Source organism: Sphingobium nicotianae (assembly GCF_018603885.1).
Lineage (GTDB): Bacteria > Pseudomonadota > Alphaproteobacteria > Sphingomonadales > Sphingomonadaceae > Sphingobium > Sphingobium nicotianae.
On the sequence record NZ_JAHGAW010000010.1, the window covers coordinates 64,464 to 76,352 of the forward strand.

An 11,889-nucleotide genomic window follows, 5' to 3' on the forward strand; every position below is an offset into this window, starting at 1 on the left:
GCATAGCGTACCTCTATTTCTCCCCTCGGAGAAAACAGCCGGCACCGGGGCAGCCAAACAGGAGAGAGAGGATGCGGAAAGCCAAGATCTGGCTGATGGTGGGCGCAGCGCCTGTCGCGACGATGCTGTCAACGTCAGCCATGGCCAGGGATTGCGGCACATTGACTGGCATGGCACTCGACCATGGCAAGGTTATGTCTGCCGAGCTGGTGACACAGGGCACGTTCGAGCCCCCGGCTACGCCGTTCGGCCCGCCTCCCGGGGTGGCCTCCGCTGCTTATAAGGCGCTGCCCACTTTCTGCCGCGTGCGCGCGACGCTCCAACCGACCTCGGACTCGGATATCAAGGTCGAGATCTGGTTGCCCGCGACGGGCTGGAACGGCAAATTCGTCGGCATCGGCAACGGCGTGTGGGCGGGGCAGGTCAGCTATTCCCAAATGGGTGAGCCACTTGGCCGTGGCTACGCCGTGGCTTCTACCGACACCGGACATAGCGGTAGCGGCCTCACCGCGGAGTGGGCCGTCGGCCATCCGGAAAAGCTGGTCGATTTCGGTCACCGCGCCGTCCATCTGATGACCGTCACAGCCAAGCAGGCGGCGGAGGATTTTTATGGCATGGCGCCAAAACTCTCGCTCTGGAACAGCTGTTCCACGGGCGGGCGTCAAGGGCTGATGGCTGCCTATCGTTACCCACAGGACTATGACGCGATCTCGGCAATGGCGCCCGCCAATCCGATGACCGATCTCATGGTGCAAAGCATGTGGGCCGGCTTTCAGCCCAAGCGCACGCCCTCCGCGACGCTGACGCCGGCATTGCTGGGGCTGATTCACAACGCGGTTGTCGCGCAATGCGATGCACTGGATGGCCTCAGGGACGGTCTCATCGGTCGGCCACGGGCTTGCCGCTTCAAGGCTGCGGCGTTGCTGTGCAAGCCGGGCCGGAAAGGCGATTGCCTGAACGCCGACCAGGCGGGGGCCATGCAGGCTATTTATGACGGTGTGCGCGATGCCGGCGGCAAGCCATTGCTGCCGGGATGGCCGGTGGGCAGCGAAATGCAGCTTGCGGCATTGATGATGGGGCCGGAGCCCTTCCCCGTCGCGACCGACTATTTCCGGCTGCTCGTCCACGGCGACCAGAATGACTGGGACTGGCGCGCCATGGATTATGCGCGCGAAATCGCGGCTGCCCGCAGCTACGGCGCCGGAATTCTCAATGTGCCTTCAAACGGGCTGGCGGCTTTTTTCGCGCGCGGCGGCAAGCTGCTGCTCAGCCACGGCTGGACGGATGGGCTGATCCCCGCGAACAACACGATTGCCTTCTACGAGAGCCTGAAGAGCGGTGCCCCGGCTGATCAGTTGCGCCTGTTCATGGTACCCGGGATGGACCACTGCGCGGGTGGCGAGGGAGCGTCCGCTTTCGATACGCTGGATACGATCGATCGCTGGGCGAGCGGCGGCGCTGCGCCGGAGCGCATTCTGGCCCATCGTGGCCCGGCGATGCCGGGCGCGCCGACCCTGCCGCCTCTGTCCCGACCGCTCTGCCCATTTCCGCAGGTCGCCCAGTATAAGGGCAGCGGCGATCAGAATGACGCGGCCAATTTCCGTTGTGCCGCGATGAAATGATGCGCCGCCCTATTCCAGCGCCGAATCCCAATGTTCGACAATCATCCCGTCCCTGAGGCGATAGGTGTCGTACCACCAGACCTTGATCGTCTCGGCAGGAGCCTTGGGATTGGGGATCGCGCGCTGGAACATGAGCTGGACGAGATCGCCCTCGGCCATGACGTGCACGAAATCGGTGAGCTCATAGCTTCCCGGCTCCAGCGGCCCCTCGCCCAGCTCCCATTTCAGGAACTCGATGAGCGCGGCAAGCCCCTGCCCCGCACTCGGGCTGTGCTGAATATAGTCCTGAGCGATATACTGGCCGGCCTTCGCATAATCGCGCCCGTTCAGCACCTCGTGCCACATACTCAGCACAACCTGCTTGTTGGCCGCTTCGACCGTCCTGTCCCTGCTCGCGCTGGTGTCGCTGGACGCATTCGTCATAGTCTCTCCCGTGTCTCGCGCCGTCATTTGCCTTTCCCTAGACGAAAGAATGACTCCTCGCAGCATGTCAGAAAGTCATGTGACAAGGGCCGCATTTCCAGTGCATAGGGTGAAACGCGATACCGTGTCGCGACAGGAGATACAGATCGAGTCGTGCAAGGCCGACCGATGGACTGAAGAAGGATGCCTGACCTATGACTGATACCCTCACCCGGAGCGACGAAAATCTGGAAGACCGCATCACGCGTCTTCTCGTCGGCGCGGTGGATCTGCACTGCCACTCCGGCCCTTCGGTGATGGCTCGCGACATCAACCACATCGAGGCGATCGAGGAAGTGGCCGCCGCCGGCTTCCGCGGCATGCTGATCAAGGACCATTATTATTCGGCAACGCCGATCACCGAGCTGCTGAAGCAGACCCACGGCCATCTCGGCGTCGATCTCTATTCGGGCGTGCCGCTCAACAACGCGAACGGCGGCTTCAACAAGCATGCCGTCGACGCGGGCTGCTCGCTGGGCGCCAATCTCGTGTGGATGCCGACCTTCTCCTCGAAGAATCACTATGATTCGCCCTACGGCATCAAGGCCGGCTTCCCGCACACGATCAAGAAGATGATCCCCTTCGAGCCGCTGACCCCGCTGGACGAGAATGGCAATATCAAGGACGAGGTGAAGGAAGTCCTCGACCTGGTCGCGCAATATGACGTGATCCTCTCGGGCGGCCACATGCACGTCTCGGAGATCTTCAAGGTCTTCGAAGAAGCCAAGAAGCGCGGCGTCAAGAAGCTGCTGGTCAATCACCCGACCTTCATCCTCGAGTTCACGCACAAGGACATCAGCGAGATCGTGCGCCTGTACGACGCCTACATCGAGCATTCGCTGTGCATGTACATCCCGCTGACGCGCCGCCCCAAGGCGATGTACCCGCCCGAGGAGCTGGACGCGCTGATCAAGGCGGCGGGCGTCAACCGCACCATCCTCGCCTCCGACATGGGCCAGAAGAACAACGACCACCCGGTCTATGGCTTCCGCGAAGTCATCCGCGAGTGCATCGAACTCGGTTACTCGGACGAGGACATCAAGCTGATGATCTCCGGCAATCCGCTGCGCCTGCTCGGCATCGAGGAATAAGAGACGGTGGTACTTTAGCCCTCTCCCGCGAAGGCGGGAGAGGGAGGGATTGTTTTTTACGTGCGCCGTCAGGGCAGCCAGATGGGCGGGGCGGTGATCATGTCGTCGGTCATCACCTCGACGATGGCCGGCGCGTTGCAGGCCAGCGCTTCCTCCAGCACCGGCACGATGTCGCCCGGCTGCTCGACACGCCACGCCTTGCAGCCGAAGGCGCGGGCGGCATCGGTGTAGGATACCGGGGAGAAACGCCAATAGGGGTCGAGATCCGCCTCGCCGCCCCAGACCGGACGCTCCTGGCTGAGGCTGTTATTGGCGTTGATGACCGTGACGGTGTTGATGCCATGGCGCACCGCCGTCTCCATCTCCGAGAGATGGTAGAGGAAACCGCCATCGCCGGTGAAGCACATGACCGGGCGATCCGGCACCGCGCATTTCGCGCCGAGCGAGGCGGGATAGGACCAGCCGAGCGAGCCGGCGGGACGGAGCAGCATCTGACTCTCGCTGTCGAAATGGATGTGGCGCGAGGCCCAGTGCGCGGCATGGCCGGTGTCGACCAGCAGCACGCCGTCATCAGGCAGCGCCTCGGAAATGGCGCGGCAGAGGCGCTCCGGGCGGATTGGCATAGCGTTGGAATATTCGTCGGCCTGGAGAGTCTGCTTCCAGTCTTCGCGGATCGCGACAATCCGATCGAGCCACGCCGAGCGGTCGGGCTGGGCCGGCGCGGCGGCGCGGAGCTGGTCGAGCACTGTTGCCGGATCGCCGGCCGCCCCGGCAAGCAGCGGATAGTTGCGGCCGAGTTCGCGCGGATCGACGTCGATCTGGACAGCGGGGACGCCGGGCACCGGCATGCGCCAGGTCGCCGTCACCATGCTGCCGGTGGTCGAGCCGATATAGATGACGAGGTCGGCTTCCGAGATGGCGATATGCGCCGTCTCGCGCGAATAGGTGCCGACCACGCCAACCGATAGCGGATCGCTCTCGGGCAGAACGGCCTTGGCATCGAGCGAGGTCGCGACGGGGATCTGCAGCGCCCGCGCAAAGGCGCGCAGCGCCTCAAAGGCATTGCTCTGGCGAATGCCCGAGCCGGCGATGATGATGGGACGGCTGGCCTTGCCGATCACGCCCAGCACCGCCGCGACATCCTGCGCTGGCGTGCCATGACGCACGGAGGGCGCGATGGCATAACGTGGATCCGGCAGGCCGGCCCCTTCCGTATCCTCGGCCAGCACCGCGCCGGTGAAGCCGTTCAGCTCGAGATGCACCGGCCCCGGCGCGCCGCTGGTCGCGATGCGCATCGCTTGGGCGAGCAGATGCGGGAAGCGATGACCGCCCTCCACCCGCATGCTCGCCTTGGTGAGGCCACGCCAGACCGGCTGCTGGTCGATCTCCTGATAGAAATTACGATAGCGCGAGTCGGCGTTGCCGCCGCCGGTCAGCGCCAGGATCGGCGCGTGGGCCATGAATGCGTCCAGCATGCCCGCGGCGAGATTGGACGAGCCGATCGCCTGCGCCGCGCACACGCCGATCTTGCCGGAGGCACGGGCATAGCCGTCCGCCATATAGGCCGCCGCCTTCTCGCTGTGCGTGACGATCGGGCGGACGCCGAGGGCGTGCATCTCCTTGACCGCATCGGGCAGGATCAGCGGCATGTGGAAGAAATGGTCGATGCCGCAATGGGCCAGCGCCTCGGCCAGATAGCGATTTCCGGTGCGCGAGACGCCGGCGCCGAGGCCACTCACATTCTCATACATCAGGAAATTCTCCTTGCGACGACACGCGCCTGCGCGCCGTCTCCTCCGACGAGCGGCAGCGCCGCGAACTGGAACTCGACGCGATGGCCGGCGAGCGCGGCATGGCCGGTCAGATGCTCGCAGATCAGGATGCCGTTCGCGAGCAGCTGTTTGTGAACCGGCCAGTCGAAGCCGGGCTCCCGCAGATGATAGACGAGGTCTGGCGTCGCGAAGTCGCAGGCGAGCAGCTTGATCTTCTTGGCCAGCAACCAGGCCGCGGCCTCCGGGCTGAAGCTCGGGTGACTCTCATAGCGCGCGGTACCGAAATGCCGCGCCCAGCCAGTGTCGACCGCGACGATATCGCCTGCCTGCAGAAGCGGCCGCGCGGCTTCCAGATCGGCGACGGTGATGATCTCGTCGTCATCCTTGGGGACGTGCCAGACCACGCCAGCGCCGCACATCCGGTCGAGCGGGATGGACGCCATGTCCGGCCCATCCGCGAAATAATGGAGCGGCGCGTCGACATGGGTCCCGGCATGGGCGACCATGTGAATCTCGGTGACATTGTAGGGATCGTCCGGCAGCGAGCGCAGCTTATTGAAGCTCGGCTTCGGGAAGATCGAGGCGCAAGGCATGTCCGGCCCGACCTGGTGGGTAAGATCGATCCAGGGACCGGCGGGGACCAGCGGCGCAGGCTCGGGAAGCTCCAGCCAGCCGATCCAGCCGGTCGGCACAACGGGGCACTGCTCGCACATCTCGCCTAATCCTCTTCCGACCCGCCCTGCGCGGTCGCCCAGTTCCTGACCGGCTCCTCGTCCGGCTCGACGCCCGTGACCGCGACCATCATCGCCGTGCCCCAATAGCTCGCGATGATCGCCGCCATCTCCATGACCAGCGCATCGCCGAACATGGCGCGGACGGTGGCCAGCGTCTTGTCCGAGACGGAAAGCTTGCATGTCTCGTCAGTGAAGATCGCGACGGCACGCTCGTCCTCGGTCAGCGCCGCATAGTCCTGCCGGGCGATCGCGTCCTGCTTCTGCAGCGAGAAGCCGAGATTGGCGGAGATCGAGATATGGTGATGCAGCTCATAGTCGCAGCGCGCATTGTGGGCGACGCGCATGATCAGCACTTCGCGCAGGACAAGATCCATCGTCGTGTCGCGCGTCATCGCCTGCTTGAGCGCGATATGACCGCGCCAGAGCTTCTCCGGCATGTGAAGGGCGATGCGGGTGATGTTGAGCAGGCGATTGGCCGGATAGCCGAGGATCGCCAGCCGCGCGGGCGCAACCCTTTCCAGATCGGGATAGGGCAGCCGGGCCATCAGGTCTGCACCGCGAAGGGATCGCGCTCGTCGTCCGAGAGATTGATCATGACGTTCTTGATGGTGAGGAATTCCTTCATCCCCTCCTCGCCGCGCTCGCGGCCGAAGCCGCTGTCCTTAACCCCGCCGAACGGCGTCTGCGCGGCGACCGCGCGATAGGTGTTCACCCAGACCATGCCGGCGCGTAGCTCGCGCGAGACGCGGTGCATGCGCTTGAGGCCCTCGGTCCAGATGCCCGAAGCGAGGCCGAAATTGGTGTCGTTGGCGATGGCGAGCGCCTCCTCCTCCGTCTCGAAGGGGATCACCGAAAGCACCGGTCCGAAAATCTCCTCGCGCGCCACCTTCATGTCATTGTGGACATTGCCGAAGATGGTCGGCTGGACGAACAGGCCGTCCCTGAGCTCGCCCTCGCGCGCGGCGCCGCCGCCAGTGAGCAACTGCGCGCCGTCCTCCTTGGCCGAGCGGATGAAGGAGAGGATGCGCTCGAACTGGGGCTCGTTGGCGGCCGTGCCCATTTCGGTGGCGAGATCGAGCGGATTGCCGAGCTTGATGGTTTTCGCTCGGGCGACGAGGCCCTCGACGACGCGATCATAGACAGGGCGCTGGACCAGTAGGCGGGAGCCGGCGATGCAGGTCTGACCGGTCGCGGCGAAGATGCCGGCCAGCGCGCCCGCGATCGCCTTGGGAATGTCGGCATCGTCGAAGATGATGTTGGGCGACTTGCCGCCCAGTTCCAGCACGACCGGCGTCAGGTTGAGCGCGGCTTCCGAGGCGATCTGGCGGCCGCCATGGCTGGAGCCGGTGAAGCTGATCTTGTTGAGGCCCCCGCCCCGCACCAGCGCCTGCCCCGTGCGGACGTCGCCGGTGACGACATTGACGACGCCCTTCGGAAAGCCCGCTTCCTCGACGAGCTTCGCGAACTCCAGCGTGGTGACAGAGGCATGCTCGGAGGGCTTGATCACCACCGTATTGCCTGCCGCCAGCGCCGCCGGGAGCTTGTTGCCGATGAGGGCGATCGGCGAGTTCCAGGCCGTGATGATGCCGATGACGCCGAGCGGCTCCATCGCCGCATAATCGAACATGTCGCGCCGATCGAGCGGGATCACCTTGCCGAAGATCTTGTCGGCATAGCCGGCGAAGAAGCGGAAGGTGCGCGCGACGAACCTCATCTGCGAGCGCGTCTCGCGCACGATCTTGCCATTGTCGGTGGATTCGAGCGTGCCCATGCGATCGGCATCGCGCTCCAGCAGATCGGCAAGGCGGTTCATCAGGCGCCCTCGTTCCAGGCCCGACGTCTGCCGCCAGCCATGCTCGAAGGCCTGGCGCGCCGCGGCAACGGCAGCCGCAACATCGGCCTCGTTCGCCTGCGCGATCGTCGCCCACGCCTGCTGATCGAAGGGGTTGAGCGTGGGGAAGCGCTCGCCCGATGACGGCGGCACGAAGGCGCCGTCGATATAGAGATCCCAGTTCGTCAGCGCGGCCGGCACGTCGCATCCCCTCATCTTGTCCCGCCGCTGTAGGCAGGCCCGACCGGGCGCTCTAATAAGCTCTGCCGATCAAGAATAACCGTCCGGCATGGCCGGGTGCGGAATCCCTATTTGCCGTAATGCCGAAGCGCAGCATAGGGGGATACGGACCGTCTCGTGCCCCTGCGAAGCAGGAACACGGAAATGGGCTGACACGGGAGAGGATCAGATATGAAGCGCATCGCCGCCTTGCTCGCAGCCATCGCCCTCGTCGGCACGGCGCGGGCCGAAACGCTCAAGGACATCTGCGGCGACTGCACGTTCGAGAAATATGCCTCCTGCGGCGAATTCCTCGAAGGCATCAACTTCGACAAGCAGGGCCATGCCTGGGCCGTGGGCCTGATGAGCGGTGCGATCATCGAGGTGGTCGACGGCAAGTGCGGCGTCCGCGCGAAGACGGGCGGCAAGCCCAATGGCGCGCGCTTCCATGCCGATGGGCGTCTGTTCGTCACGGATCAGCAGCGCGGCGTCCTGACCTTCGATCCCAGGACCAATGCGATCACCATCTTTGCCGACAAGATCGACGGCAAGCCGATGGTCAATGCCAACGACCTGGTCTTCGACGACAAGGGCGGGCTCTATGTGACCGTGCCCGGCACATCCTCCTATCTCGATCACTCGGGGCAGCTCATCTATTTCGCGCCCGGATCATCCAGCGCAAAAGTGGTTGCGGACAAGCTGCCCTATCCCAATGGCGTCGCCATCGAAGCGGACAGCCAGTTCGTCAATGTCGGCCTCTATGGCGACAAGACGATCGTCACGATCCCGTCTGCGACCAATCCGGGGACGCCGCGCACCGCCTATGCGGCGGTGCGGACCGAGGGCGGCATCGGCCCGGACGGCATGGCGCGGGACAGCGAGGGGCGCATCTACTGGGCGAACTTCTTCTCCGGCGCGATCGGCGTGACCGACACGCGTGGCTTCGTGCTAGGCTATGCGAAGCTGCCGGACGATGCCGGGCGGTTCACCACCAATCTGGCCTTTTACAAGGGCTATCTCTACCTGACGGAAGCCAGCAAGGGCGAGATCTGGCGGGTGAAGGTCAGCACGACGGGGCAGGCGCTGTATTACCAGCCTTGAAGATCCCCACCATCGTCATTCCCCCGAACGCGGGAATCCAGCATGGCGAGACCTGCTCTATCCGGTCCTAGATTCCCGCGTTCGCGGGAATGACGAGGACGGGCCATTGAGCATATCCCATCGTTATCCCTGCCGCGCCGATTGATATTGGATTGCATGCCCGGCGGACCTAAACCGAGGCTGTTTCAGGACGAGGGGCCGATCTTGCCAGTTTCCGACCGGGCGCATGCCGACAGCTATGATTTCATCGTCGTCGGTGCCGGATCGGCCGGATGCGCGATCGCGAACCGCCTGTCGGAGGATGGTCGCCACCGCGTCCTGCTGATCGAGGCAGGTCCGCGCGACACCAAGATCAGCATCCACGTGCCGCTGATGGTCGTCAATCTGCTCAAGGACCCCGACGTCATCTGGCCGCTCGTCACCGAGCCGCAGGCCGCGCTCAACAACCGCACGCAGCTGTGGACGCGCGGGCGCATGCTTGGCGGCTCCAGTTCGATCAACGGCAATGTCTATGTGCGCGGCGATCCGGACGAGTTCGACAGCTGGGCGGCGATGGGCCTGCCCGGCTGGGGCTGGCGGGAGATGCTGCCCTGGTTCAAGAAGATGGAGAGCTACAGACCCGGCGACCCGGCCCTGCGCGGCCATGACGGGCCGATCGGCGTCACCAGCCTCAAGCATTTTGACGAACTGGCAGACGGCTATGTGCAGGCCAGCGGCGAGGCCGGGCACACCATCGTCGAGGATTATAATGACGGCCATTATGAAGGCGCGTCCTACCTCCAATACTCGACCCGGCGCGGCTGGCGATCCTCCTCGGCGGTCGGCTATCTGAAGCCGGCGCGGGGGCGGCGCAATCTCGACGTGCTGGTCGATACGCTGGTGGCGCGGGTGCTGATCGAGGATCGCTGTGCGACGGGTGTCGAGATCATCCGCAATGGCCAGCGGATGCGCATCGCGGCGATCAAGGAAGTGATCCTCGCCGCCGGGCCGGTCCATTCGCCCAAGCTGCTGGAGCTGTCCGGCATCGGCCGCGCTGAAATCCTGAAGGACCATGGCATCGCCGTGGTGCAGGAGCTGCGCGGCGTCGGCGAGAATCTGCGCGATCACCCCAATACGCGCCTGACCTTCGAGTGCACCAAGCCGATTACGATCAACGACGTGCTGCAGCGTCCGACAGTCAAGGTGAAGGAAGCGCTCAAATGGGGCCTGTTCGGCAAGGGCCTGCTCTCGATCTGCTCGGCGGTGGCGCATACGGTGATGCGCAGTTCTCCGGACGAGCCGCGGCCCGACCTCAAGCTCCAGCTGCAGCCCTTCTCCGGCAAGGACCGCTATGCGCGGCGGCCGCAGGACGGGCTGGACGCGCATTCAGGCTTCACCATCGGCGTGATGGGTCTGCGCCCGCGCTCGGCAGGCTGGACGCACATCGCCTCGGCCGATCCCACCGTACAGGCCAGGATCGACCCTAAATATCTCGACGATCCGCATGATGCGCAGGTGCTGCTGGCCGGTATCAAGGAAGTGCGGCGTATCGCCGGCCACCCTGCCCTCGCGCGCATGATCGTCCGGGAGACGCGGCCGGGGCCGGGCGTGGTGAGCGACGAGGATATCCTCGCCTACATCCGCGAGACGACACAGACGACCTGGCACATCGTCGGCAGCTGCAAGGCGGGGACGGATGCAGACGCCGTGGTCGATCCGGACCTGCGCGTGCGCGGCATCAGCGGACTGCGCGTGATCGACAGCTCGATCTTCCCGACCATCCCCTCCTCCAACACCAATGCGCCCACCATTGCGCTGGGCGAGCGCGGCGCGCAGATGGTGCTGGAGAGCTGGCGCAACGATCTGAGGGCGGCATCGTGACACGCATCGAGCGCATCGAGATTTTCGTCACCGAATTGCCGGTCCGCCTGAAGCGCACCTTCTCGAGCGGCAGCTATGACACGGGCGCGCCGGACCAGCTGCTCGGCAAGCCGGTGCTGGTCAAGATCCATGCCGGCGGCGTCACCGGCGTCGCGCAGATCCGCGCGATCAGCCCGGGGCATTTCGTCGCCGACACGGTCCACTCGATGGTCGCAGCGATCCGGGACATTTATGGCCCGCTGCTGATCGGACGGCGGCTGGCGGACTTTGAGGCGCATGACGCGCTGCTCACCTCGCGCCTCGCCGGCAATCCGGCGGCGCGCGCGGTGCTCGACATCGCCTTGCACGATGCGCTCGGCAAGGCGCTCGGCGTGCCGGTGCACGACCTGCTCGGCGGGCGCTCCAACGACACGATCCCGCTCGAATGGTCGGTCAGCCTCTATGAGGACCCGCAGGGGATGGTCGACGATGCCCTGCGCGCGACGCAGGAATATGGGATGAAGGTCATCTGCCTGAAGGCCGCCGGCAACGGCGGCTGGCGGCAGGACGTCCGCAATTTCGAGACGGTGCGCAAAGCGGTCGGGCCGGACGTCATGATCGGCGTCGATCCCAATACCGGCTGGACGGTGAGTGACTCCATTCTCGCCCTCCACGCGATGCGCGATCTCGACGTGGGCTATTGCGAGCAGCCGGTGGAACGGCGCAACCTGCGCGGCATGGCGCAGATTCGGGCACAGGCGGCTGGCGTGCCGCTGATGGTCGACGAGGCGCTGTTCACCGTGCAGGATGCTGCCCAGATCATCGAGGCCGGCGCGGCGGACGTCTTCTGCATCAAGCTCTACAAGGTCGGTGGGCTGCTCGCAGCACGGCGGATGGCGGCGCTGGGACAGGCGAGCGACATCGGAATTAACAGCGGCGGTCTTGCCGTGGCATCGGGGCTGGAAGCAGCCGCCGCCGCGCATTTCTGCGCGTCGATTCCGGCTGGTCGAACCTTCGGCGCGGCGGAGTTCGTGTTCGGCGCGGGTGTGCTGGGCGACGACCCGCTGATCGCGGATGGCAATTTCGTCATCAAAGATGGCGCGGTGACGGTGCCGACCGGGCCGGGCCTCGGCATGACGCTGGACGAAGCGGCGCTGGAGCAGATGACGCTTGGCCATTGCGTGGTGACCTGACCGGAAGCGAGGCGGGGAAGCTCGT

10 protein-coding genes are annotated in these 11,889 nt (G+C 65.1%); 5 read left to right on the forward strand and 5 right to left on the reverse strand.

Going from position 1 to position 11,889, the window contains the following annotated elements; genetic code table 11:
- Positions 1-71: 71 nt before the first annotated feature.
- A complete protein-coding gene (locus KK488_RS15220; protein ID WP_214624557.1) occupies positions 72-1,622 on the forward strand; it encodes a tannase/feruloyl esterase family alpha/beta hydrolase in 1,551 nt (516 codons plus the stop codon).
- A gap of 9 nt (positions 1,623-1,631) precedes the next feature.
- On the opposite strand, the gene KK488_RS15225 is transcribed toward KK488_RS15220, so the two are convergent.
- The gene (locus tag KK488_RS15225; RefSeq protein ID WP_214624558.1) at positions 1,632-2,045 is read right to left on the reverse strand and encodes a nuclear transport factor 2 family protein; all 414 of its coding nucleotides are present in this window, start codon (positions 2,043-2,045) and stop codon (positions 1,632-1,634) included.
- 194 nt (positions 2,046-2,239) lie between these two features.
- Between KK488_RS15225 and KK488_RS15230 the strand changes: the two genes are divergently transcribed.
- On the forward strand, positions 2,240-3,175 hold the full coding sequence (locus KK488_RS15230) for a DUF6282 family protein (protein WP_214624559.1): 936 nt from the start codon (positions 2,240-2,242) through the stop codon (positions 3,173-3,175).
- 68 nt (positions 3,176-3,243) lie between these two features.
- Here KK488_RS15230 and KK488_RS15235 read toward each other — a convergent pair whose 3' ends face one another.
- From KK488_RS15235 to KK488_RS15250, 4 genes are read right to left on the reverse strand one after another with little or no spacing between them, the layout of a single operon-like run.
- Entirely contained in the window at positions 3,244-4,926 is a 1,683-nt protein-coding gene (locus tag KK488_RS15235; RefSeq protein ID WP_214624560.1) for a thiamine pyrophosphate-binding protein, read from the reverse strand.
- Entirely contained in the window at positions 4,926-5,660 is a 735-nt protein-coding gene (locus tag KK488_RS15240) for a cyclase family protein (protein ID WP_214624561.1), read from the reverse strand. Before KK488_RS15240 ends, KK488_RS15235 begins: the two co-directional genes overlap by 1 nt.
- Positions 5,661-5,665: 5 nt before the next feature.
- Positions 5,666-6,226: a carboxymuconolactone decarboxylase family protein gene (locus KK488_RS15245; RefSeq protein WP_214624562.1), complete on the reverse strand. Its 561-nt coding sequence runs from the start codon at positions 6,224-6,226 to the stop codon at positions 5,666-5,668.
- A complete protein-coding gene (locus KK488_RS15250; RefSeq protein WP_214624563.1) occupies positions 6,226-7,728 on the reverse strand; it encodes an aldehyde dehydrogenase in 1,503 nt (500 codons plus the stop codon). The genes KK488_RS15245 and KK488_RS15250 overlap by 1 nt, the downstream gene beginning before the upstream one ends.
- A gap of 195 nt (positions 7,729-7,923) precedes the next feature.
- Between KK488_RS15250 and KK488_RS15255 the strand changes: the two genes are divergently transcribed.
- The 3 genes from KK488_RS15255 (at position 7,924) to KK488_RS15265 (ending at position 11,864) form a co-directional block, all read left to right on the forward strand.
- A complete protein-coding gene (locus tag KK488_RS15255) occupies positions 7,924-8,832 on the forward strand; it encodes an SMP-30/gluconolactonase/LRE family protein (protein WP_214624564.1) in 909 nt (302 codons plus the stop codon).
- 204 nt (positions 8,833-9,036) lie between these two features.
- Positions 9,037-10,692: a GMC family oxidoreductase gene (locus tag KK488_RS15260; RefSeq protein WP_214624565.1), complete on the forward strand. Its 1,656-nt coding sequence runs from the start codon at positions 9,037-9,039 to the stop codon at positions 10,690-10,692.
- Complete coding sequence (locus KK488_RS15265; protein WP_214624566.1) at positions 10,689-11,864, forward strand: mandelate racemase/muconate lactonizing enzyme family protein; 1,176 nt, start codon at positions 10,689-10,691, stop codon at positions 11,862-11,864. Before KK488_RS15260 ends, KK488_RS15265 begins: the two co-directional genes overlap by 4 nt.
- Positions 11,865-11,889 lie beyond the last annotated feature (25 nt).